The following is a 22,210-nucleotide window of genomic DNA, read 5'->3' on the forward strand; positions in this document are numbered from 1 at the left end:
TCGTGCTGGTTCCCCCGTAGGAGCGGCTTTAGCCGCGATCCGCGCCACGGCTTGACCAAATCGCGGCTAAAGCAGCTCCTACGGCGTGTTGTTCCCGGCGGTTACTTCTTTTTACCCGGCAGAATGTTCATGGTCTTGCAGATAATCCCCAGCATCACCTCGTCGGCGCCGCCGCCGATGGAGGCCAGGCGGCCGTCGCGGTACATCTGGCTGGCCGGGTTGTCCCACATGAAACCGTTGCCGCCCCAGTACTGCATGCAGCCGTCGGCCACTTCGCGCAGCAGGCGGCCGGCCTTGAGCTTGGCCATGGACGCCAGGCGCAGCACGTCGCCGCCGTTCACGTAGGTCTCGCAGGCCTGCCACACCAGGGCGCGCAGCAGCTCCACCTCGGTTTGCAGTTCCGCCAGCTTGAAATGCACCGACTGGTTGTCCAGCAACGACATGCCGAACACCTGGCGCCCGCGGGCGTACTCGATGGTGTCGTGGATCAGGTTGTCACAGCCCTTGAGCGCGTTGGCGGCGCCCCACAGCCGTTCCTCCTGGAACTGCATCATCTGCATCATGAAGCCCATGCCTTCCTGGCCGATCAGATTGCTTTGCGGCACGCGCACGTCATCGAAAAACACCTGGGCGGTTTCCGAGCTGCGCATGCCCAATTTATCCAGGGGCTTGTCCACGGTGATGCCGGCGGCGTCCTTGGGCACGATGATCAGCGACTTGTTGATGTGCGGCTTGTCGTCGGAGGTGTTGGCCAGCAGGCAAAAGAAGTCGGCGCTGGGCGAGTTGGTGATCCACATCTTGGTGCCGTTGATCACGTAGTCGTCGCCGTCTTTCTTGGCGCTGGTCTTGATGTTGGCCACATCGGAGCCGGCATGGGGCTCGGACACGGCGATGGACGCCACCATGTCACCGGCGATGGCCGGCGCCAGATAATCCCGCTTGAGCTGGTCGGAACCGAACCGGGCCAGGGCCGGGGTGGCCATGTCGGTCTGCACGCCGATGGACAGCGGCACGCCACCACAGGCGGCGCCGCCGATCTCCTCGGCCACGATCAGGCCGTAGGAATAATCCAGACCCATGCCGCCGTATTCCTCCGGCTTGGTGACGCCCAGCAGCCCCAGGTCGCCCATTTTCTTGAACACCTCATGGATCGGAAAACGACCGGCGTCCTCCCACTCCCGCACATGGGGATTGATGTCCTTCTCGACAAAATTACGCACCGTGCGGCGCAGTTCCTCGTGTTCCTGGGTAAACAGCATGGGATTGCTCCTGGGTTTTCGCGTTCGTTAAAAGCGTTTCGTTTTTGTCTGGGCAGTTGAAAGTTACAAGTTAAAAGTTGAAAGGGCGGCTCCGCTAAAAGGGGCTGACGCTGACGGCTACGAAGCCGCCCTTTTAACTTTCAACTTTCAACTGCTTTTACAGCCTCGCCACGCCAAACGTATTGGCGCGGAGATCCCGTTCCTCCGCCTGCCGGAAAATATCCAACACATACGCCAGTACCTTGCGGGTGTCGCGGGGGTCGATGATGCCGTCGTCCCAGAGGCGCGCGGTGGCGTAGAGGGCGGTGGATTGGGCGTCCAGTTTCTGGGCGGTGCTTTGCTGCAGCATATCGAGCACCTTTTCGTCCGGTTCCAGGCCGTTGGCTTTTTGTTTGGCCTCGGCGACGATGCGCAGCACCATGCCGGCCTGCTGGCCGCCCATCACCGCCACCCGGCTGTTCGGCCAGGAGAAGATGAAGCGCGGGTCCAGGCCACGGCCGCACATGGCGTAGTTGCCGGCGCCGTAGGAGCCGCCCACCAGGATCGACACTTTGGGCACCCGGGCGTTGGCCACCGCCTGGATCATTTTCGAGCCGTGTTTGATAACCCCGTTCTGTTCCGCGTCGGTGCCCACCATGAAGCCGGTGGTGTTGTGCAGGAACAGCAGCGGGCGGTTGGTCTGGTCGCAGAGCTGGATGAACTGGGCGGCCTTGGCGGCGCCCCGGGGGGTGATCGGGCCGTTGTTGCCGAGCACGCCCAGGGTGCGGCCTTTGATGTCGATCCAGCCGCACACGGTGGCCGCGTCCCAGTCGTTCTTGAAATCCAGAAAGTCGGAATCGTCGGCGATGCGGGCGATGATCTCGCGCACGTCATAGGGCTTCTTGGGATCGGCGGGCACCACCCCCAGCAGTTGCTCGGCGTCGTAACGGGGCGGGGCCCAGTCGCCGGCGGCACGGGGGTGATCCTTGAGGCCCAGCTTGTTCATGATGTCGCGGGCGTGGCGGATGCCGTCGGCATCGTTTTCCGCCAGGTATTCGGCGGTGCCGGCCACGCCGGTGTGCATCTCCGCGCCGCCCAGTTCCTCGTCGCTGGCGATCTCGCCGGTGGCGGCCTTGAGCAGCGGCGGGCCGGCCAGAAACATCTTGGCCCGGTCGCGCACCAGCACCACGTAATCGGACAGGCCCGGCTGGTAGGCGCCACCGGCGGTGGCGTTGCCATGCACCACGGTGATCTGCGGTATGCCGGCGGCGGACAGCCGCGCCTGGTTGGCGAAGGTGCGCGCGCCTTCCACGAACACTTCCGAGGCGTAGTTCAGATTGGCGCCGCCGGATTCCACCAGGCTCACCATGGGCAGCCGGTTTTCCAGGGCGATTTTCTGCAGGCGCAGGGTTTTGTGCAGGCCCGACGGCGTCACCGTGCCGCCCTTGATGGCCGAGTTGGAGGCGGTGACCAGGCAGCGCACGCCGCTTACATAGCCGATGCCGGCGATGGTGCCGCCGCCGGCCTCGGTGCCGTCCCGGTCATCGTGCATCTTGTAGCCGGCCAGGTTCATCAGGCTCAGAAACGGGGAGCCGGCGTCCAGCAGCCGGGCCACCCGTTCGTGGGGCAGCAACTGGCCGCGTTTTTCGAACTTTTCCCGTTTGCTTTCGGCAGTGTCCACCACCGCCTGTTCAATGGCGCGGAACTCGTCCACGGCTTCCAGCAGGGCCGCGCGGTTCTGTTGGTAGACCTGGCTGTCGGGATCGAGAACGGAGTCGAGCACGGTCATGGGGTGTCCTTGTGGTTCAGTCTTTCAACACGGCGGGCGTCACGGCCCGGTGGAAGCCGTCGTAGGGCCGCGAGTTGCGATGATCGGGCAGCGGGAACATGGCCACGTTGCCCTGGCTGGCGGCGCCGTCGATGCGCAGGGTGTCGCCGCTGATAAAGGCGGCGCCCTCGCACAGCAAAAAGCAGATCGCCGAGGACACTTCCGCCTCCAGGCCAAGCCGTTTGAGCGGCACCGCGTCGCGCAGGGTCTTGATGGTGCGCTGCATGCTTTCCGGGTAGGTGTCCATGCCCGAGGAGGCGATCCAGCCCGGCGCCACCGCGTTCACGCGCACGCCGCAGCAGGCCCACTCCAGGGCGGCGGTCTTGGTGAAGTTGTCCATGCCGGCGCGGGCGGCGCCGGAATGGGCCATGCCGGGCATGCCGCCCCACATGTCGGCGACGATGTTGACGATGCTGCCGCCGTTTTGATTCATGCCCTGGGTGAACACCTCCCGGGCCATCAGAAAACCGCCGGTCAGGTTGGTGCGGATCACCGTTTCCCAGCCTTTCTGGCTGATCAGCGCCACCGGCGAGGGGAACTGACCGCCGGCGTTGTTGACCAGGCCGTCCACCCGGCCCACCGCCTTATAGATGGCGGCCACGGTGTCACGGACCTTGTCCTCGTCGCGGATGTCGCAGGCAAAGCGCAGGGCTTCCTGGCCGGTGTCCTCCAGAATTTCCCCGGCCACCGTGCGCAGCTTGTCTTCCTTACGGCCGATCAGCACCACCCGGGCGCCCAGCGCCGCCAGTTCATGGGCGGTACAACGGCCGATGCCCGAGCCACCGCCGGTGACGATGATGGTTTTGTCCGCGAACAGGTCGTCGCGGAAAACGGAACGGTAGGGCATTCGGAATATCCTCACTGCAAAAAAATTAATTTGGGCCGGTGGCACGGCCAGCTTGCGGCTTGTAGGAGCGGCTTCAGCCGCGATCCGGCGGTTGGCGGGACCATTAACGCCGGATCGCGGCTGAAGCCGCTCCTACGGGGTGGTTTTTACCTGGTGGGCGATCTCTTCGCTCACCGCGATCGGCATATCCAACAACTGCTGGGCGAACGCCTTGCCCTGGGGGTCGATGCGCAGGCTGGCGATGCCGCCGCCGCCCAGGGCGTGGCGCAGCAGGAAGTTGAAGGCGTCGAAGCCGGGCAGTTCCCAACCGCTCACGGAGCCCCGTTCCGGGTCCAGCACATGCTGCATATAGTCGGCCACCGCCTGCTCGGTGAGCGCCGCGCGCAGGTAGGGCAGGTATTCCGGCCGGCGCGCCATCACGCCGATGTTGGCGTGGTCGCCCTTGTCGCCGGAGCGCGCCCAGGCCAGTTTCACCAGCGGCACGCTGGCCGGCCCGTCGGCGGTGTCGGTGCCGCGGGTGGCGGGCAGGGTGGCCGGGTCCAGCGGTTCGCCCACCGGCACGCCCACCTCCACCGGTTGCCCTTCCAGGTCCACGGTGGCGGTCACGTCCACCTTCGGCACCAGGGTGGAGAACAGGCGAATGCGCGGCACCGGCTTGGGCCGGCCACCCACCAGCCCGGACAGGCCCGGCGCCATGCCGGTGGCGGCCTGGGCGATTTCCCGGGCAAACAGGCCCAGTGCCTTGCGGTCGTCGTGGAGGGCGGCGATTTTCACCACCACCTCGCGGGTGTCGCCGCGCCGGCCGTGGGCGCCGTAGGTGGCCTCGCTGCCGAGAATCTCCACGCTGGTGTCACGGAACGGCGCCAGCCCCAGCTGCTCGAACAGATGGCCGGTTTTGGTGAGGATGGCGTCGGCCACCACCTGCCCCTTGGCGGGGGCGTCCAGGCCGGCCATCAGAAACGACACGGTGATGCGCTGGCCGTCCGGCCAGGTGGCGGACACCTTATAGGTGTCGGTGGGCGGCCGGCCCCGGGCGCCGCTGACCCGCACCCGGTGGTCGCCGTCCTGCTCCAGGGTCACGCCGGTGAAGTCACAGACCACGTCGGGAAGAATGTAGGCACGCGGATCGCCGATTTCATACAGCACCTGCTCGCCCACCGTGGCCCGGGTCACCAGGCCGCCGGTGCCCGGCGGTTTGGTGACCACGAAATGGCCGTCGGGGTAACACTCGGCCACCGGGAACCCCATATTGTGGAAGTCCGGCACCTGCCGCCAATCGGTGAAGTTGCCGCCGGTGCACTGGGCGCCGCACTCGATCACATGGCCGCACAGGGAACCCTGGGCGAGCTTGTCGTAGTCGTCGTCCGCCCATTGGAATTCGTGCATCAGCGGCCCCAGCGCCAGGGCGGAGTCGGCGATGCGGCCGGTCAGCACCAGGTCGGCGCCGGCGTCCAGGGCGGCCTTGATCGGCAGGGCGCCCAGGTAGGCGTTCATGGTCACGGTCATCGGCGGCAGTGGCGCGCCGCCGTCCAGCTCCCGGCAATCGGCGAAATCGCCGCGCCGGCCGTTCAGGTCGTCGCCTTCCACCAGGGCGATTTTCAGATCCACCCCGGCGGCCTCGAACACCTTGCGCAGGGCATCCCGGCAGGCCCGGGGATTGACCCCGCCGGCGTTGCTGATCACCTTGATTTTCTTGTCGCGGATCTCCCTGGCCAGCGGCGCCATCACTTGATCCACGAAATCGTGGGCGTAGCCGGCGGCGGGATCTTTCATGCGCGCCCCGGCCATGATCGACAGCGTCACTTCGGCCAGGTAGTCGAACACCAGGTAGTCGATGTCGCCCTGACGCACCAGTTGGAAGGCGGCACTGTTGGTGTCGCCCCAGAAGCCGGCGGCGCAGCCGATGCGAACAGATTCGGTCATGGAAACGGGTCCTGATTGCCGTGGTTCGAAGGTTTTTGTACACTACCAAGCAAGCGCTTGGTTTGGCAAGGGGCGGCTTCAAGGTTCAAGCTGCAAGCTTCAAGCTACGGGTTGCAAGCTTGAGTCGGGCGGTGCTGGAAGGTGGGCCGTGCGGGTAGTAGCCGGTTGAAAGTTGAAAGTTGAAAGTTAAAAGGGTGGGGGCGGTGGGGCTTGCCGGGCCTGTGGCTTGTAGCTTGCGGCTTGCAGCCGCCCTGGGCGCGGGCAGGGCCTTGCGGCTCGCGGGGGCCTTCCCCGCGTTGCAACTTTGAACTTTGAACTTTCAACTGGCCGTGGCCGACACATTGCCCTCCAGCCAGACACGGCTCGCGGTCGCGGCTTGCAGCCTGCGGCTGGCCGCCTTTTAATGCGCCCCTGAATGAAAGGAGCCCCCACATGCCCGACAATCCGTCCGTCCACGGTATCGACGATTCCCCCCGGGGGCGTTTGCTGAGCGCCGCCGCCCGGTTGTTCCGGGAGAAGGGGTTCGATCGGACCACGGTGCGTGATATCGCCGCCGCGGTGGGGATTCAGAGCGGTTCCATCTTCCACCATTTCAAGACCAAGGAAGACATCCTCTTCGCGGTGATGGAGGAGGTGATCCGCTTCAACACCGAGCGGTTGCGCCAGGCGGTGGCCGGCGCGGACTGCCCCCGGGACCAGTTGCGCAATCTGATCCGCGCGGAGCTTACCGCCACGGTGGGCGATACCCGCGAGGCAATGACGGTGATGGTCCAGGAGTGGCGTTGCCTCGGCGAGGACAATCAGCGCCGCGCCCTGGCCCTGCGCGATGTCTATGAGCGCCTGTGGCTGGATGTGCTGGATCGGCTCCATGCCGAGGGCGCGTTCCGGGCCGATCCGTTCATTATGCGGCGGTTGCTCACCGGCATGATCGGCTGGTCGCCCAACTGGTTCAGCACCAACCGCCGCCTGTCGGTGGACGATCTGGCGGAGATCATCGTCGAACGGGTGGTGGGGGAGTCATGATCGGCAACGGCTTCGCCTGGGGGCGCTACACCATCATGGAGGAGGGCGAGCTGGACCGGGCCACCTGGCAGCTGCGGGTGGACCACTATCTGGTGGCGGGCCCGGACGGTCTGCCCCTGCCGGGCCAGTTCCCCAGCCTGGAGGCCGCCAAGGCCTTTATCGACCAGCGTGAAGAGCGCGCCTGAGGGCCGGCGTCCCGCGCCTGTATACTGCATCCCGGGCCCTGTATCGGCGCCAGGGGCGCCCTGTTCGGGCAATTTATGAACGAACGGTGTCCGTGGGGTAAAAAAGCCGTTGACACCCGGGGCCCAATCCCTAAAATGGCGCCCACTTCGCAACGCGAAGCCCAGAGGGTGGTTAGCTCAGCTGGGAGAGCGTCTGCCTTACAAGCAGAGGGTCGGCGGTTCGATCCCGTCACCACCCACCAGTTTCCCATAGGGCCCAGGCCCGCAGGGAGAGTCGGAGCGGTAGTTCAGTTGGTTAGAATACCGGCCTGTCACGCCGGGGGTCGCGGGTTCGAGTCCCGTCCGCTCCGCCAACTCTTCATGATCTTTTCTCCTTAAGTGGATATTTGCAGTTTGATTTGGCGCCGGCTGTTTCAGCCGGCGCTTTTTGTTTGTGCCGGCTTCACGGCGCCCCTCCCCGCGTAGGCACGGCCCTGGCCGCCCTCTCCGGGAACTCCGCCCCCGAATTACCCTCTAACCCCAAGCGGCCATTGCCAAGGGGCTATTCCCCAAACGGCTATTCCCCAAAAGAACATGGAAACGGCCGTGTTCATGAATTCGTCACGAAAAAGCCGCTAGACTTTTACCGCGTGATGAGTAAATAAAGAAAGAGCGAAAGCAATAACGAAAGAAAGGAGTCCCCACATGGACGAATACCTGGAAGACCAACTGGAAGAAAAACTGTGGCTGGAAAGCCTGGACGAACTGGACGATGACCTGTGCGACGACGGTGTGGAGCTCTAGCTCCGGCCCCCGTCGCCTGCCTGATTTGCCTCTCCCGCCTCTCCATCCCGACACCCACACCCTTCTGACCTGATCCGGCCCGCGCCCGGCGCGTTGGCCTCGCTTTGCGTTTGGTGACCGGCTTCCTTGTTTTGCCGGTATGGCGCTGCCTATGCTGCGGCCATCCGGGGGAACATTGAGCACCTGGCCGGCGGCATCGGGCACTCCACCATGGACACCCTTCGTCCTGCCACCGGCACTGACCGAATGGGGCAGGGAGTGACGCCGCGCGTCACCGCTGGGGAACCGACAACAACGATAGGGAAGGCGTCATGGCGGGCTCGTCCGTAACTTCCGAAGCGATTTTGTTCTTCGATCAGGAAGGCATTGGCAAAAGCATGCTGTTCTCCGATTTCGAGGCCATTCTGGACGGCATGGTGGGGATGCCCGAGTACGCCGGCCAGGAGCGCCGCGGCGCCTACTGCCTGGTCAATGGCCGCCTCAAGGTCAAGGCGATGGTGCTGTTTCTGATCGACTTCGACGAGGACGGCATGGCCGACCACACCTGGAACGTGCCGCTGCGGCACCTGGCCGAGCACGGCGGCCCGGGCCCGGACATGGGCGCCGGCCCGATCCGGCTGGCCTGCCGCAGCCAGTGCCCGGTGGCCTGGCACCAGGACCAGCTCTGGGACCCGTCCATGAAGCCCGGCGCCAACGATTTCGTGGCGGCCCGGGACCTGCTGCGCCGGCGCGGCGCCAAGATGGGCCTGGAAGTGGATGAGGATCTGCCGCCGGCCGGCGAGGTGCCGACCCTGGAAGCGGTGGCCACGGTGAAGCCGCCCCGGGAGGAGGGCGATCCGGAGCGGGTGCGTCTGGCCCGCACCATCAAGGAATTGCGGCTGCGCATCCATACCCTGGAGACCAGCCAGCGGGAGGAGATGGCCCAGCTGCGCTACGCCCGCCAGCAGAAGGAAGAAATCCTCAGCGCCCAGTTGGATAAGGTGCTGATGCAGTTCAAGACCCTCAAGTCCCAGAACGCGGCGCTGCGCGAGCAGAACGGCTCGCTCAAGGCCCAGGTGGAGGCGCTCAACCTCAGCCTGGAGGAACGGGCCGGCCGCGACGCGGAGCAGGGCAGCGAGCTGGAACGGCTCACCGAGCAGTACCGGCTCAGCCTGGAGCAGCGCCTGGAAGAGGAACGGGCGCGGCTGGCCGATGAAATCCACAGCCGCGAGATGGACGTACTCAACCGGGACGACGTGATCAACCAACTTCGCGCGGAGATCTCGGAACTGAAGCGGGACCACCTCAAGGAGGCCCACTCCGGCGCCCGCAAGATGCTGGAAAAGCTGGAGGATCTGGGGCTCAGCTTTATCGCCTTCCACCCCGGCGCCGGCCATCTGTCGGTGGGCGCCGGGCAAATCGCCGACTACATGAACAACCCCCAGGCGTTCGCCGCGCGCAAATGCCTGGTCACCGAGGACCACTACCGGGCCTGGCTGGCGCACTACGAAAACCCGGTGTGTCAGGTGTCGGTGGGGCCGGACCAGAAGCCCTGTGGCAAGCGCGTGATCCGCGTGGATGTGCCCAACCAGTTCAAGCCCGGCGTGTCCGATTGCAACTCCAACCGGTGCCCGCATTGCCGCTCGGATTCCTCCATCGACAATGTTTTGAGATTCCGTTGAGGGGACTCGGGATGCCGGCGAGAGGGGGCCGAGAGTCCGCCGTGAGGGATTGGTAAGTTTTTTGCAGGGTACCGGGTGAAGCGTACCGAAAAAGAATCCGAAACCGAATTTGAAACAGAGGGGAAGGGGTGGTCATGGCCCAATCCATCGACAAACGCCTGCTGCAGACCTTCGTGCCGGTGAATGCCCTGTCCGGGGACCAGCTCGACTGGTTGCTCGACCAGCAGGAAGTACGCCGCTACGAGGCCGGCGACGTCCTGTTCCGCCAGGGGGACCGGGACAACACCACCATTTACCTGCTCAGCGGCCAGGTGGAACTGTTCAGTGAACGGGGCGAACGCAGCGTGGTCAGCGCCGGCGACGGCGCCTCCTGGCACCCGCTCGGCCACTTTCAGCCGCGCCGGGACGACTGCCGGGCGCTCACCGAGGTGAGCGTGGTGCGGTTCGACAGCTTCCGGCTGGACACCATCCTGTCCTGGGACCAGTCCGCCGGCTACGTGATTCTGGACATCAACGCCAACGCCGCCTACCAGCACGACCGGGAATGGATGATCCGGCTGCTCAAGTCCAATCTGTTCCACCGGGTGCCTCCCTCCAACATTCTGGAAATCTTCCGCCGGCTGCACGCCCGCCGCTGCAAGGAAGGCGAGGCCATCGTGTGCCAGGGCGATGAGGCGGACTGCTGCTACATCATCAAGGAAGGCGTGTGCGAGGTGGCCATCGCCCTGGGCGGCCAGAGCGAGGCCACGCCGGTGGCGATGCTGGAAGAGGGCCAATGGTTCGGTGAGGAGGCGCTGCTGTCCGGCAAACCCCGCAACGCCACCGTGACCATGGCCACCGACGGCGTGCTGATGCGCCTGGACCGCCAGGACTTCGACGCCCTGCTGCGCGAACCGGTGGTGCACACCGTCAATGCCCGGGATGCCCGGGCCCGCATCGCCGCCGGCGGCCGCTGGCTGGACGTGCGCACCGGTGACGAATTCGACCAGCAGCACCTGGCGGCGGCCACCAATATGCCGCTCAGCGCCCTGCGTCTGAAGTCCCGGTTGCTGGACCCGGCGCGCCCCTATGTGGCCTATTGCGACACTGGCCGGCGTAGCGCCACGGCGGCATTTTTGTTAAAAAACGCCGGTCTGGACGTGTTCGTACTGGATGGCGGCCTCAACGCCAATACTGATACGCTGCACGAATACCTCACCGAATAGCCGCCCCCGCACCGCCGGGGCCGGCCCTGGCAACGGGCCCCGGAACGTGACGCAAGACAAATTCCGCCTGATCGGGCTGATCGCCCGCTCGGAAAGTGAACAGGCGCTGTACTCCATGCGTCAGCTGATCCATTTCCTGCACGGCCGCGACTGCACCGTGATCCTGGAAAGGAGCATCGCCGACAGTCTGCCGGAAATGGGGCTGCAAGCCGCCAGCGCCGCCCAGATGGGCGACAGCTGTGACCTGGTGATCGTGATCGGCGGCGACGGCAGCCTGCTGGGCGCCGCCCGCGCCCTGGCCCGCTACGACATCCCGGTGCTGGGCATCAACCGTGGCCACCTGGGCTTTCTCACCGACATCCTGCCCTCGGAAATCGAATCCCGGGTGGGCCAGGTGCTGGACGGCGACTACACCACCGAGCGCCGCTTTCTGCTCGACATGGAAGTGCGCCGGGGCAAGACCGTGATGGGCGAGGGCAGCGCCCTCAACGACGTGGTGCTGCTGTCCGGTGACAGCGTGCACATGATCGACTTTGAACTGACCATCGACGGCCACTTCGTCTACGCCCAGCGCTCCGACGGCCTGATCGTCTCCACCCCCACCGGCTCCACCGCCTACGCCCTGTCCGGCGGCGGCCCCATCATGCACCCGCGCCTCAACGCCATGGTGATGGTGCCGCTCAACCCCCACACCCTGACCAGCCGGCCCCTGGTGGTGGACGGCGACAGCGAAATCAAGATCAAGATCACCACCGAAAAGGTGAACCCCCTGGTCAGCTGCGACGGCACCGCCGGCATCCGCCTGAAAGTGGACGACGTCATCGCCATCCGCAAAAAACCCCACCGCCTCCAGCTCATCCACCCCCCGGGCCACGACTTCTACCAGGCCTGCAGATCCAAGCTCGGCTGGAGCACCCGCCCCGGCGACGGGAATTAGGCGGCTGCAAGCCTCAAGCTTCAAGCCGCAGGCAGGCCGTGGAGGGCGGAGGGGCCGTGCCAGCAAGCGCCAGTTGAAAGTTAAAAGTTCAAAGTTAAAACGCGGGTTGGGCGCGTGGGGCGGCGAGGCCGTGCCCACGTTCAGGGTGGCCACAATCTCCAAGCTCCAAGCCACAAGCCACCCCATACCGGCCGCAGGCCGCGGCAGCCCCTCTCAGCCAGGCCCTTTCAACTTTTAACTTTAAACTTTGAACTGGCCCGTTCCCGGCACGGCCTGCCCGCAGCTTGTAGCTTGTAGCTTGCCCCTTGAAGCTTGCCGCCCTTGCATCCTGTATCCTACCCCCCATTCTCTAAGCACAACCTGGACAGGTACCCGCGATGTCTTCCGCTCCATCTTTTGACCAGATGATCGATGCCATGACCATGGAGGTCTGGCACAACATGCGCACCGCCGTGGAGACCGGCCGTTGGCCGGATGGGCGGGCGGTGAGTGATGAGCAGCGTCAGCTGTGTCTGCAGGCGGTGATCGCCTGGGAGGCGCGCAATCTGCCCGAGGAAGAGCGTACCGGTTACGTGCCCAGCCACTGCAAGAGCCAGGACAGCGACCAAGCGGCGGAGCAGCCGGTGTCACTGCGTCCGGCCGGCGGCAAAGGAGAACACTGATGAGAGACGGCAATCCCAATCCGGTCACCCGGCTGAGCGACTATCGGCCGCCGGCGTTCCTGGTGTCCGACACCCGCCTGGACGTGGACCTGCGCGACGGCCACGCCCTGGTCACCGCCGATCTGACCCTGGCCCGCAACCCGGCCCGGGACGACCGGCCCACGGAGCTGGTGCTGGACGGCGAACACCTGGACCTGCGTTCGGTGGTGCTGGACGGCCGCGAACTGGCCCCCGGGGATGACTACCGCCTGGACGGCCCCCGGCTGATCGTGCCGAACGCGCCGCAGGCCTTCACCCTGACCACCGTGGTACGCATCGAGCCGGAGAAGAACACCGCCCTGGAAGGCCTGTACCGCTCCAACGGCATGTACTGCACCCAGTGCGAGGCGGAGGGCTTCCGCCGCATCACTTTCTTCCCGGACCGGCCGGACGTGCTCAGCCGCTTCACCACCACCATCCACGCCGACAAGAGCGCCTACCCGCTGCTGCTTTCCAATGGCAACCCGGTGGACGCCGGCGACGAGGAGGGCGGCCGCCATTTCGCCACCTGGGAAGACCCCTTCCCCAAACCCTGTTACCTGTTCGCCCTGGTGGCCGGCGACCTGGCCTGCCTGTCGGACACCTTCACCACCGCCTCCGGCCGTGAAGTGGCCCTGCGCCTGTACGCCGAGCACCGCGACCTGGACAAGCTCGACCACGCCATGGACTCCCTGAAGCGCTCCATGGCCTGGGACGAAAAGGTGTTCGGCCGCGAGTACGACCTGGACATCTTCCAGATCGTGGCGGTGAGCCATTTCAATATGGGCGCCATGGAGAACAAGGGCCTCAATATCTTCAACACCTCCTGCGTGCTGGCCCATCCGGCCACCACCACCGACGCCGGCTTCGAGCGGGTGGAATCGGTGGTCGCCCACGAATACTTCCACAACTGGAGCGGCAACCGGGTGACCTGCCGGGACTGGTTCCAGCTCAGCCTCAAGGAAGGCTTCACCGTGTTCCGTGACCAGGAATTTTCCTCGGACATGAACTCCCGGGCGGTGGTGCGCGTGGAGAACGTGGACTTCCTGATCAACAACCAGTTTCCCGAGGACCAGGGCCCCATGGCCCACCCGGTGCGGCCCGCCGAATACCAGAAGATCGACAACTTCTACACCCTGACGGTGTACGAGAAGGGCGCCGAGATCGTGCGCATGCAGAGCGAACTGCTGGGCGCCGAGGATTTCCGCCGCGCCACCGATCTGTACTTCGAGCGGTTCGACGGCCAGGCGGTCACCTGCGACGATTTCGTGGCTTGCATGGAGCAGGTCTCCGGCCTGGACCTGAGCCAGTTCAAACGCTGGTATGCTCAGGCCGGCACCCCGGTGCTCACCGTCACCGACGACTACGCGGACGGCGAATACCGCCTGACCCTCGAACAGCACACCCCGGCCACCCCCGGCCAGCCGGATAAGCAGCCGCTGATGATTCCGGTGAAGCTGGCGCTGCTGGACGGGCAGGGCGCCGCCCTGCCGCTGGACCGGGACGGCCGCACCGAGACCGTGTTGATTCTGCGCCAGGCCCGGGAAACCCTGACCTTCCCGGCGCCCGCCCGGCCCACGCCGTCGCTGCTGCGCGGCTTCTCGGCGCCGGTGTCGCTGCGCTATGACTTCGACGAAACCCAGCTCAACACCCTGCTGGCCCACGACAGTGACGGCTTCTGCCGCTGGGACGCCGCCCAGCGCCTGTACTTCGCCGCCCTGGCGCGCATCGTCGACGGCGGCGAAACGCCGGCGCAGCAGATCCAGCGCCTGATGCCGGTGATCGAGCAGGTCATCGCCCGTGCCGACGAGGACCCGGCCCAGGCCGCCCTGCTGCTGACCCTGCCCGCCGAGAACGCGGTGGGCGACCGGCACACGCCGCTGCACCCGCAGCGGGTGCACGCCGCCGTCAGCGGCCTGCGCGCCGCGCTCGGCGAGGCGCTGGCCGACGCCTGGTGGCGCCTGGCCGAGGGCCTGCGCGAAAGCGACTACCAGGGCGACGGCGCCGCCATGGGCCGGCGCCGGCTGCGCCAGGTGGCGCTGGGCTATCTGGCCGCCGCCGCCGGCGCCGGCCAGGTGGACCCGGAGCCCCTGGTGGCCCACCTGGGCGACACCCTGGCGGCGCCCACCTGCATGACCGAGGAACTGGGCGCCCTGCGCGCCCTGGTGCACCACCGGCTGCCCGGCCACCAGGCGGCGCTGGAGGCCTTCGGCGAGCGCTGGCGGGACGAGGCCTTGGTCATGGATCAGTGGTTCGGCATCCAGGCCACGGTCCCGGGCCCGGACACCGTGGCCCGGGCGGAGGCGCTGCTGGCCCACCCGGCCTTCGAATGGACCCTGCCCAACCGGGTGCGGGCGGTGATCGCCACCCTGGTCAACGCCAACCCCTCCGCCTTCCACGCGCCGGATGGCAGCGGTTACCGGCTGTTCACCCGGGCCCTGAAAAAGCTCGACGGCATCAACCCGCAGATCGCCGCCCGGCTGGCCAACGGCGCCGCCCGCCTCAAGCGCCTGGAACCGGGGCTCGCCGCCCAGCTCGGCGACGCCCTGCGCGAACTGCGCCCCGGCGCCTCCGCCAACCTGGCCGAAGTGCTGGACCGCATCCTCGACGCCTGAACCCATCGCGGCTAAAGCCGCTCCTACACCAAGCTCTCATTGTAGGAGCGGCTTCACCCGCGCCCCCCAAAGCCCTGTAGGAGCGGCTTCAGCCGCGATCCCCCAAGCCCCCGTAGGAGCGGCTTTAGCCGCGATACAGGCTTCAGGATGCAGGATACAGCCGCGAGAAAGCCCTTACCGACGGCAGGGGCCGGCACCCGCGCGGAAGCCCCCGCCCCGGTTTCAGCGCGGAGCACACCCCCGCGCGGCCCCGCCCAAACGATCCCCGCGCCTGCACCCTGTATCCTTCATCCTGCATCCAGCCCCTCGCATCACCCGGCCTGTATCGCGGGCGCCGGTGCCCGTATAATCGCCGCGCCGATCGTTCTGGAGCCGCCCCGTGCTGTATCGCCTTGCCCGCCCGCTGCTGTTTTCCCTGTCCGCCGAACAGGCCCATGACCTGACCCTGGACCTGTTGCGCCGGGGCGCCGGCCGGTTGCTGCCCGGCGCGCCGCCGGCGAAGCCGGTGGCGGTGATGGGGCTGTCGTTTCCCAATCCGGTGGGGTTGGCCGCCGGGCTCGACAAGAACGGCGACTGCATCGACGGCCTGGCGGAGCTGGGCTTCGGTTTCCTGGAGGTGGGCACGGTGACCCCCCGGCCCCAGCCGGGCAACCCGAAACCGCGCCTGTTCCGCCTGCCCGAGGCCGACGCCATCATCAACCGCATGGGCTTCAACAACCACGGCGTGGACGCCCTGGTGGCCAATGTGCGCGCCAGCCGCTATCAGGGCGTGCTGGGTATCAATATCGGCAAGAACAAGGACACCCCGGTGGAGCGGGCGGTGGACGATTATCTGCTCTGCCAGGAAAAGGTCCACGCCCTGGCCAGTTACCTGGTGGTCAATGTGTCGTCCCCCAACACCCCGGGCCTGCGCAGCCTGCAGCACGGCGAAGCCCTGGATGGCCTGCTTGGCACCCTGCGCGAGGCGCAGACCCGGCTGGACCAGCAAAACGGCAAACGGGTGCCCCTGGTGATCAAGATCGCCCCGGACAACAGCGAACAGGAGCTGGCCGCCATGGCGGAGGCGTTCGTGCGCCACGGCATCGATGGTGTCTGCGTGGGCAACACCACCCTGGAACGGCCCGGCGTGGAACGCCTGACCCACGGCGGCGAGCAGGGCGGCCTCAGCGGCGCCCCCCTCAAACCCATCGCCGACCGGGCCCTGGAGACCATGGCCCGCGCCCTGGACGGCCGCCTGCCGATCATCGGCGTCGGCGGCATCCAGAGCGACGCCGACGCCCTCGACAAACAACGCCTCGGCGCGGACCTGGTGCAGGTTTATTCGGGTTTGATTTATCGGGGTCCCGGGTTGGTTCGGGAGATTGTTCGGGGTTGGTAAGGGCAGTTCAAAGTTGAAAGTTCAAAGTTGAAAGCGCGGACTTGGCCTGAGGTACTCGCAGGCCGTGCCCGCGCCCATTTCGCGGGCACGGCGTCAACCGTCAGGATGAACCCGGCTCGCGCTTTCAACTTTGAACTTTCAACTTTCAACCGCAATTAAAAAGGGCCCGGGAGGGGCCCTGTGGGGTCGACGCGCGAGGCGCCGGCGCTGATCGTTGATCGGGTTGTCAGGTCAGTTCCTTTTGTTGCCGAAATAGGGTCGCTATGGAGCGTTCAAACCCTGAGAGTGTGTATGCCGGCTACGCCGACCATGCCCTGAATCTGGTCGGTGCGGCCTTCACGCCATCCGCGCATCCAGTTACCGCGAGCCTCCAGTGCGCCGAAAGGGCAGAATTCCCTGGGTCTTCCTCTGAAGCCCGCTTGATAGCCCCGGCTGTAGGCCCGCTCGTCACGGTTGCGTTTTTGTCGCTTCATAGACACTGTCCTCTTTTTCGTCGATCGCAGTGAAAGAACCTGCGCTTGCCGGGACAAAAATCGCCGCCCCGACCGGCACGTTCTCGAAAGCCTCACCTTGAGTATCCGAGAGCCGAGGGCGCCTGTCGAATAACAACTGGCCATAATGAAAGCGCGTGTTAAGCACATGACGCATAATGGACACTTTGATGAAATGGGCTGAAAAATCAGCGCCATCAAGTACTTAAAAGGCAAAATCGATGGATTTCGTGATCACCTGTCTGCCTGGACTCGCTCCGCTGCTCGCCGATGAGCTGGCGGAACTGGGGATGACGGTAACGGATCAGGGCCAGGCCCATGTGGGCATCACCGGTCGCCAGCAGGACGCCCTGCGGGTGTGCCTGTGGTCGCGGCTGGCGGAACGGGTGCTGTTGCCCCTGGCGGAACTGACCGTGGCGCCAGAGGAGGCCCCGGAAAAGCTGGCGGCGGCGGTGGACTGGCGCGCTTTGGTGGCTCCCGGCGGGGCGGTGCATCTGAGCCTGGACCACGCCAAGGGCGTGCGCGGCGACAGCCGGGTCAGTGGCAAGCGCCTGCTGCGGGCGCTGCCGCCGGACATTACCGTGAGCCCCCGGGAGAGCGGCGCCAGCGCGCTGCGGGCGCGGCTGGACAGCGACACCGCGCGGCTGTGGCTGGACCTGGCCGGCACGCCCCTGCACCGGCGCGGTTACCGGCTGGCCGGCGGCCGCGCGCCGCTGCGGGAGAACCTGGCGGCGGCCCTGTTGCGGGCCGGCGGCTGGCACCTGGAGGCGCGCCCGGAACTGCTGATGGACCCGTTCTGCGGCAGCGGCACGGTGCTGGTGGAAGCGGCCTGGATGGCCGCCGGGGTGGCGCCGGGGGCGCTGCGCAAGGACTACGGTTTCCTCAATTGGCGCGGCTGCCGCCAGGCGCTGGCCGAGGAGGCCCTGCGTGAGGCCGCCGCCAGCCTGGAGAACAGGTCGCCGCTGCCGGCCCTGAAAGGTTTCGACGCGGACCCGGACGCCCTCAAATACGCCCGCCATAACGCGGAGCGCGCCGGCGTGGAGGGTGCCATCCACCTGGAACGCCGGGAGCTGGGCGCTCTGCGGGCCCGGGATTTCGCCAGCCGCGAAGGGCTGGTGGTGACCAACCCGCCCTGGGGCGAACGGCTGGACCAGCAGGAACAGGCCGGCTGGCTGTACGCCGGCCTGGGCCGGCTGCTCGGCGAGAAGGCCCCGGCCTGGCGGGCGGTGCTGCTGGGCGCCGAGGTCACCGCCCTGGACCGCTCCGGCATGGACCTGGAAGCGCAATGGAAGGTGCGCAACGGCGCCCTCACCAACTTTATCCGCGTCAGCCGGCCCCGGGCGCCGCTGCCCCTGGACCCGCTGCAGGTGGGCGAGACCCCGGGCTTCGAACTGCCGGAGCCGGCCATGCCGCTGTTCAACCGGCTGCGCAAGAACGGCAAGCACCTGCGCCGCTGGATCGACCGGGAAGATATTCAGGCCTACCGCCTCTATGACCGGGACCTGCCGGAATTCAACGTGGCGGTGGACATCTACGGCGACCAGGTGCTGGTGCAGGAGTTCAAGGCGCCGTCCACGGTGGACCCGGAGAAGGCCGCCCAGCGCCGCCAGTGGGCGGTGAGCGCCACCCGCGCCGCCCTGGGCGTGCACCGGGAGCAGGTGCATCTGCGCACCCGGGAGCGCCAGAAAGGCCGTAACCAGTACCAGAAGCAGGCCACCCAGGGGCGCTTCCGGGTGGTCCGCGAGGGCCAGGCCCGGTTGCTGGTGAACCTGGAAGAGTACCTGGACACCGGCCTGTTCCTTGACCACCGGCCCATGCGCCTGCGCATCGCCGAGGAAAGCGCTGGCAAGCGCTTCCTGAACCTGTTCGCCTACACCGGCGCCGCCACCGTGCAGGCCCTGGTGGGCGGCGCCCGCCGGGCGGTGACCGTGGACACCTCCCGGCGCTACCTGGACTGGGCCGGCTGCAACCTGGCCCTGAACGGCTTCGCCACCGACCGCCATCCCACGGTGCGCGCGGACGCCATGAGCTGGCTGGAGGAATGCCGCGAGCAGTTCGACATCGTGTTCTGCGACCCGCCCACCTTCTCCAATAACAAGGACCGGGACGACTTCGTGGTCCAGGACCAGCACGGCGAGCTGATCCGCCGCATCATGAAACGGCTGGAGCCCGGCGGCGTGCTGTATTTTTCCTGCAACTACCGCCGCTTCGAACTGGAGGAAAGCCTGCGCCGCTGGTACGCGGTGGAGGACCTGACCGCCTGGAGCCTGCCGGAGGACTTCCGGCGCGGCGGTGCCATTCACCACTGCTTCGCGATCCGCCATGCCCAGGACTGACGCCCCGGAACTGACCCTCTACACCACCCTGGGCTGCCACCTGTGCGAACAGGCGGAGGAACTGGTGCGCACGGTGCGGCCGGACGCCCGGCTTCACGCGGTGGACATCGCCGAGGACGATATGCTGATCGCCGAATACGGCGAACGCATCCCGGTGCTGCGCCGGGGCGACCGGGAACTGGGCTGGCCGTTCGGCTTGCTGGACGTGAGCGCGCTGCTCGCCGATCCCTGACCGCCGGGCCGCCGGTGCGGCCGCACCCCCGTTGAGGAGTAAATATGGAGAAAATCACGGTCAAGAAGCTCACCAACCGCCACGTGGACAAGGTGATCCTGCGGTCGGTGGTGATCTCCATCTGCATCGTGCAGGTGGAAATGGACGGCGTGCTCTACCAGGTGGTGGACGAGAAAGGACGGATCGTGCGCTTCAATGGTCCGGAACACGCCAATAACGTGCTCAGCCGCACGACCACCGACAAGGCGGTGCTGCTGCACCAATCCCCTTATGCGGAAATGGCCGGCCAACCGGAAGGCGAGCCGACGCCGCCGCTGGAAGTGGACTTCAACTGGCGCGCCGACCGCGCCTGAAGGATCGCGGACCGCCGTCCAATCGCGACTGAAGTCGCTCCTACAACAACCGCTCCGCTTAGCCGCGATGCCGGCACCGCCCCCCCCCCCGCTGTAGGAGCGGCTTCAGCCGCGATCCGGGCGCCGCCGCCCGCCGGAACGCCCGGGCAACGCCCCACTTCAGCCGCGATGCCGGCACCGCCACCCCTCTGTAGGAGCGGCTTCAGCCGCGACCCGGGCGCCGCCGCCCGGCAGGAACGCCCGAGCAACGCTCCACTTCAGCCGCGATGCCGGCACCACCGCCCCTCTGTAGGAGCGGCTTCAGCCGCGATCCGGACACCGCCGCCCGCCGGAACGCCCGGGCAAAGCTCCGCTTCAGCCGCGATGGCGGCACCGCCACCCCGCCGTAGGAGCGGCTTCAGCCGCGATCCGGACACCGCCGACCCGCCGGAACGCCCGGGCAACGCTCCACTTCCGCGATGCGGCGTTTATCGGTTCAGAAAACGGCGGGTATTGGCCAGGGTACGGGCCGCCAGGTCCGCCTCGTCCTCGCCGCGCAGGGTCGCCAGGCGGCGGCCGATCCAGGGCAGAAAACAGGGCTCGTTGCGGCGTTTCACCGGCGGTGGCTCCGGCAGGTCCCGGGGCAGCAGGTAGGGCGCGTCGGTTTCCACCAGCAGCCGGTCGCCGGGAATGTCCGGCACCAGCTCCGCCAGGCCCCGGCCGCGCCGTTCATCGCACACCCAGCCAGTGATGCCGATGTGGCAGTCCAGATCCAGATAGTCGTACAGCGCCCGCCGTTCATCGGTGAAGCAGTGCACCACGGCGGCGGGGAGCCGGTCGCGCCAGGCCCGCAGGATGGGAAGAAAACGGGCGTGGGCGTCGCGCTGGTGCAGAAAGACCGGCAGCCCCTTTTCCGCCGCCAGGGCCAGCTGGCTCTCGAACGCCTTTTCCTGATCCGGCCGGGGAGAAAAGTCCCGGTTGAAGTCCAGGCCCATTTCACCGGCGGCGGCCACTTCCGGCTGGTCCAGCAGCTCCGCCAACTCGGCGCGGGCGTCGTTATCGAACTGGCGGGCGTTGTGCGGATGCACCCCGGCGGTGGCGAGCAGGCCCCGATCCGGGAAATCGCGGCACAGGGTCAGCGCCTGCCGGGATTCCGCCACACTGGTGCCGGTCAGCAGCATCAGTACCACGCCGGCGTCCCGGGCCCGGTCCAGCACCGCTTCGCCGTCGTCGCGGAACTGCCGGTCGCCCAGATTCACGCCGATGTCCGCCCAGCCGGCGGCGGTTCCGTCCCGGTCGCTCATGAGGCCGGGCGGGGGCTGGGCTGCAAACGCTCTTCAAGGGCCTGGCGCAGGTCTTCCACCCGGCGCCGGTTGGCGCCCAGATCCCAATAGCCCAGCCGCGAGGCGGAGCGCACTTCGATCACCCCGTCCTCGTGCACGTAAAAGGTCACGTCGTCCACGAACCGCAACACGCGGGTGGTGAAGCGGGCTTCCACCCGGGCGGGTCCCACCGCCCGGTGGCTGACCCGGGGCCAGTCTTCCAGCACCGCGTCGAGCAGCGCCAGGCTATCGGCGCGATTGCCGGCGCCGGGCAGCGGCGCCACCCGGTGGCGGTCATCGTCCGCCAGACTGGACACGCAATTCGGTGACGAAGGACAAGGGGCAAGCAAACGGGTGTCCGTCATATTCGGTCTCTCCACTGACCTGACAGTCTTCTCTGAGGAAGGTGATCCTGACAGGGAATGTACCATGGCCGTGCCGTCGCCGCGCCCGTCGTTGCGGCAGCCGGCCAGCAGCAGCACGCCGGGCAGCAACAGGCCCAGCAGAACGGCGGTCAGTGCTTTTCTAGTGTCTGTTCGGGTCACGGATAAGGCCCACGAAAATACCCTCGATCATCAGCTCGTCCGCCGGCACCCGGATCGGCTCATAGGCCTCGTTGGCCGGCAGCAGCGTGGCGTTGGAACGGTTCAGTCTAAGCGTTTTCACCGTGACTTCGTCGTCAATGCGCGCCACCACGATCTCGCCGGAGCGCGCGGTCTGGCTTTTGCGCACCGCGATCAGGTCGCCGTCGAAGATGCCGGCGTCGATCATACTGTCGCCCTGCACCTTGAGCAGGTAGGTGGGTCGCTGGCGGAACAGGCCCTGGGGCACCGGCACGGTGCGCTCCACGTTCTCGATGGCCTCGATGGGCGTGCCGGCGGCCACCTTGCCCACCACCGGCAGTTCGTCCTCGTGTTCCAGCGCCGCCTCCAGCAGCTGGATGCCCCGGGAGCGGTCGCTGTGCAGCCGGATGTAGCCCTTGCGTTCCAGCGCCCGCAGGTGGTCCGAGGCGGCGTTCTTGGACTGGAAGCCCATGCGCTCGGCGATTTCCGCCCGGGTGGGGGCCATGCCGGTTTCCATCTGCGAATCGCGGATGCAGTCCAGCACCTGCTGCTGACGTGCGGTTAGCGTGCTGCTCATAACGTTCTCCTGGAGTGTCTTGGACACTGATAATATGAACAGTATTATATGTCC

The 22,210-nt window shown here is 66.8% G+C and carries 20 protein-coding genes and 2 tRNA genes; 13 read left to right on the forward strand and 9 right to left on the reverse strand.

The genetic code is table 11. The annotated features are described in order from the left end of the window. Window positions 1-101: 101 nt before the first annotated feature. From FGS76_RS03375 to FGS76_RS03390, 4 genes are all read right to left on the reverse strand, one after another. Window positions 102-1,259, reverse strand: a complete 1,158-nt coding sequence (locus FGS76_RS03375) for an acyl-CoA dehydrogenase family protein (protein ID WP_138771219.1) — start codon at window positions 1,257-1,259, stop codon at window positions 102-104. 157 nt (window positions 1,260-1,416) lie between these two features. Then, window positions 1,417-3,027, reverse strand: a complete 1,611-nt coding sequence (locus FGS76_RS03380) for an acyl-CoA carboxylase subunit beta (protein WP_138771220.1) — start codon at window positions 3,025-3,027, stop codon at window positions 1,417-1,419. Window positions 3,028-3,043: 16 nt separating this feature from the next. Next, window positions 3,044-3,913 (reverse strand): SDR family oxidoreductase, encoded by an 870-nt coding sequence (locus tag FGS76_RS03385; protein WP_138771221.1) that lies wholly within the window; start codon window positions 3,911-3,913, stop codon window positions 3,044-3,046. Window positions 3,914-4,045: 132 nt separating this feature from the next. Continuing rightward, window positions 4,046-5,836, reverse strand: coding sequence for an acyclic terpene utilization AtuA family protein (locus FGS76_RS03390; protein WP_138771222.1), 1,791 nt, complete (start codon window positions 5,834-5,836; stop codon window positions 4,046-4,048). Between the two features lie 432 nt (window positions 5,837-6,268). On the opposite strand from FGS76_RS03390, the gene FGS76_RS03395 reads away from it, so the two are divergent. The 10 genes from FGS76_RS03395 to FGS76_RS03440 all read left to right on the forward strand — a co-directional run bounded on the left by FGS76_RS03395 (window position 6,269) and on the right by FGS76_RS03440 (window position 16,303). Further along, window positions 6,269-6,859, forward strand: a complete 591-nt coding sequence (locus FGS76_RS03395) for a TetR/AcrR family transcriptional regulator (protein WP_138771223.1) — start codon at window positions 6,269-6,271, stop codon at window positions 6,857-6,859. Beyond that, window positions 6,856-7,044, forward strand: coding sequence for a hypothetical protein (locus FGS76_RS03400; RefSeq protein ID WP_138771224.1), 189 nt, complete (start codon window positions 6,856-6,858; stop codon window positions 7,042-7,044). Before FGS76_RS03395 ends, FGS76_RS03400 begins: the two co-directional genes overlap by 4 nt. A gap of 166 nt (window positions 7,045-7,210) precedes the next feature. Then, window positions 7,211-7,286 (forward strand) — tRNA-Val (locus FGS76_RS03405). Between the two features lie 34 nt (window positions 7,287-7,320). Then, a tRNA-Asp gene (locus FGS76_RS03410) sits at window positions 7,321-7,397 on the forward strand. Between the two features lie 741 nt (window positions 7,398-8,138). Further along, window positions 8,139-9,488, forward strand: a complete 1,350-nt coding sequence (locus tag FGS76_RS03415) for a hypothetical protein (protein WP_138771225.1) — start codon at window positions 8,139-8,141, stop codon at window positions 9,486-9,488. Window positions 9,489-9,622: 134 nt separating this feature from the next. Further along, on the forward strand, window positions 9,623-10,693 hold the full coding sequence (locus FGS76_RS03420; RefSeq protein ID WP_138771226.1) for a cyclic nucleotide-binding domain-containing protein: 1,071 nt from the start codon (window positions 9,623-9,625) through the stop codon (window positions 10,691-10,693). 46 nt (window positions 10,694-10,739) lie between these two features. Beyond that, entirely contained in the window at window positions 10,740-11,630 is an 891-nt protein-coding gene (locus FGS76_RS03425) for an NAD(+) kinase (RefSeq protein WP_138771227.1), read from the forward strand. Between the two features lie 377 nt (window positions 11,631-12,007). After that, window positions 12,008-12,292: a DUF1315 family protein gene (locus FGS76_RS03430; protein ID WP_138771228.1), complete on the forward strand. Its 285-nt coding sequence runs from the start codon at window positions 12,008-12,010 to the stop codon at window positions 12,290-12,292. Beyond that, window positions 12,292-14,925 carry an aminopeptidase N gene (gene pepN, locus FGS76_RS03435; protein ID WP_138771229.1) on the forward strand — a complete coding sequence of 878 codons (2,634 nt, stop codon included), beginning with the start codon at window positions 12,292-12,294 and terminating at the stop codon, window positions 14,923-14,925. Before FGS76_RS03430 ends, pepN begins: the two co-directional genes overlap by 1 nt. 379 nt (window positions 14,926-15,304) lie before the next feature. Continuing rightward, on the forward strand, window positions 15,305-16,303 hold the full coding sequence (locus tag FGS76_RS03440; RefSeq protein WP_205717165.1) for a quinone-dependent dihydroorotate dehydrogenase: 999 nt from the start codon (window positions 15,305-15,307) through the stop codon (window positions 16,301-16,303). A gap of 272 nt (window positions 16,304-16,575) precedes the next feature. Here the strand turns inward: FGS76_RS03440 and rmf are convergent, their stop codons facing one another. Beyond that, window positions 16,576-16,776 carry a ribosome modulation factor gene (gene rmf, locus FGS76_RS03445; protein WP_138771230.1) on the reverse strand — a complete coding sequence of 67 codons (201 nt, stop codon included), beginning with the start codon at window positions 16,774-16,776 and terminating at the stop codon, window positions 16,576-16,578. Then, window positions 16,751-16,951, reverse strand: a complete 201-nt coding sequence (locus FGS76_RS19415; protein ID WP_170214388.1) for a hypothetical protein — start codon at window positions 16,949-16,951, stop codon at window positions 16,751-16,753. Before FGS76_RS19415 ends, rmf begins: the two co-directional genes overlap by 26 nt. 64 nt (window positions 16,952-17,015) lie before the next feature. Here FGS76_RS19415 and rlmKL point away from each other — a divergent pair, with 64 nt between their 5' ends. Genes rlmKL through FGS76_RS03460 form a run of 3 tightly spaced genes read left to right on the forward strand, consistent with a single transcriptional unit; the run spans window position 17,016 to window position 19,715 of the window. Beyond that, window positions 17,016-19,130, forward strand: a complete 2,115-nt coding sequence (gene rlmKL, locus FGS76_RS03450) for a bifunctional 23S rRNA (guanine(2069)-N(7))-methyltransferase RlmK/23S rRNA (guanine(2445)-N(2))-methyltransferase RlmL (RefSeq protein ID WP_138771231.1) — start codon at window positions 17,016-17,018, stop codon at window positions 19,128-19,130. Further along, window positions 19,117-19,362: a glutaredoxin family protein gene (locus FGS76_RS03455; protein WP_138771232.1), complete on the forward strand. Its 246-nt coding sequence runs from the start codon at window positions 19,117-19,119 to the stop codon at window positions 19,360-19,362. Before rlmKL ends, FGS76_RS03455 begins: the two co-directional genes overlap by 14 nt. 44 nt (window positions 19,363-19,406) lie before the next feature. Continuing rightward, complete coding sequence (locus FGS76_RS03460) at window positions 19,407-19,715, forward strand: DUF6482 family protein (protein WP_138771233.1); 309 nt, start codon at window positions 19,407-19,409, stop codon at window positions 19,713-19,715. Between the two features lie 467 nt (window positions 19,716-20,182). Here the strand turns inward: FGS76_RS03460 and FGS76_RS03465 are convergent, their stop codons facing one another. The 3 genes from FGS76_RS03465 to lexA form a co-directional block, all read right to left on the reverse strand. Beyond that, window positions 20,183-20,998 carry a TatD family hydrolase gene (locus FGS76_RS03465; protein ID WP_138771234.1) on the reverse strand — a complete coding sequence of 272 codons (816 nt, stop codon included), beginning with the start codon at window positions 20,996-20,998 and terminating at the stop codon, window positions 20,183-20,185. After that, complete coding sequence (locus FGS76_RS03470) at window positions 20,995-21,381, reverse strand: DUF1499 domain-containing protein (RefSeq protein WP_138771235.1); 387 nt, start codon at window positions 21,379-21,381, stop codon at window positions 20,995-20,997. Before FGS76_RS03470 ends, FGS76_RS03465 begins: the two co-directional genes overlap by 4 nt. A 160-nt stretch (window positions 21,382-21,541) precedes the next feature. Further along, window positions 21,542-22,156, reverse strand: a complete 615-nt coding sequence (gene lexA, locus FGS76_RS03475; RefSeq protein WP_138771236.1) for a transcriptional repressor LexA — start codon at window positions 22,154-22,156, stop codon at window positions 21,542-21,544. Window positions 22,157-22,210: the final 54 nt, after the last annotated feature.

Origin of the sequence: Alloalcanivorax gelatiniphagus (genome assembly GCF_005938655.1) — a bacterium.
Lineage (GTDB): Bacteria > Pseudomonadota > Gammaproteobacteria > Pseudomonadales > Alcanivoracaceae > Alloalcanivorax > Alloalcanivorax gelatiniphagus.

Coding starts and splice junctions, on each gene's coding strand:
- FGS76_RS03390 (WP_138771222.1), bottom strand. CDS start 5,836: ATGACCGAATCTGTTCGCATCGGCTGCGCCGCCGGCTTCTGGGGCGAC.
- FGS76_RS03470 (WP_138771235.1), bottom strand. CDS start 21,381: ATGACGGACACCCGTTTGCTTGCCCCTTGTCCTTCGTCACCGAATTGC.
- FGS76_RS03415 (WP_138771225.1), top strand. CDS start 8,139: ATGGCGGGCTCGTCCGTAACTTCCGAAGCGATTTTGTTCTTCGATCAG.
- FGS76_RS19415 (WP_170214388.1), bottom strand. CDS start 16,951: ATGCGTCATGTGCTTAACACGCGCTTTCATTATGGCCAGTTGTTATTC.
- FGS76_RS03430 (WP_138771228.1), top strand. CDS start 12,008: ATGTCTTCCGCTCCATCTTTTGACCAGATGATCGATGCCATGACCATG.
- FGS76_RS03455 (WP_138771232.1), top strand. CDS start 19,117: ATGCCCAGGACTGACGCCCCGGAACTGACCCTCTACACCACCCTGGGC.
- FGS76_RS03380 (WP_138771220.1), bottom strand. CDS start 3,027: ATGACCGTGCTCGACTCCGTTCTCGATCCCGACAGCCAGGTCTACCAA.
- rmf (WP_138771230.1), bottom strand. CDS start 16,776: ATGAAGCGACAAAAACGCAACCGTGACGAGCGGGCCTACAGCCGGGGC.
- FGS76_RS03395 (WP_138771223.1), top strand. CDS start 6,269: ATGCCCGACAATCCGTCCGTCCACGGTATCGACGATTCCCCCCGGGGG.
- pepN (WP_138771229.1), top strand. CDS start 12,292: ATGAGAGACGGCAATCCCAATCCGGTCACCCGGCTGAGCGACTATCGG.
- FGS76_RS03400 (WP_138771224.1), top strand. CDS start 6,856: ATGATCGGCAACGGCTTCGCCTGGGGGCGCTACACCATCATGGAGGAG.
- FGS76_RS03375 (WP_138771219.1), bottom strand. CDS start 1,259: ATGCTGTTTACCCAGGAACACGAGGAACTGCGCCGCACGGTGCGTAAT.
- FGS76_RS03460 (WP_138771233.1), top strand. CDS start 19,407: ATGGAGAAAATCACGGTCAAGAAGCTCACCAACCGCCACGTGGACAAG.
- lexA (WP_138771236.1), bottom strand. CDS start 22,156: ATGAGCAGCACGCTAACCGCACGTCAGCAGCAGGTGCTGGACTGCATC.
- FGS76_RS03420 (WP_138771226.1), top strand. CDS start 9,623: ATGGCCCAATCCATCGACAAACGCCTGCTGCAGACCTTCGTGCCGGTG.
- rlmKL (WP_138771231.1), top strand. CDS start 17,016: ATGGATTTCGTGATCACCTGTCTGCCTGGACTCGCTCCGCTGCTCGCC.
- FGS76_RS03465 (WP_138771234.1), bottom strand. CDS start 20,998: ATGAGCGACCGGGACGGAACCGCCGCCGGCTGGGCGGACATCGGCGTG.
- FGS76_RS03385 (WP_138771221.1), bottom strand. CDS start 3,913: ATGCCCTACCGTTCCGTTTTCCGCGACGACCTGTTCGCGGACAAAACC.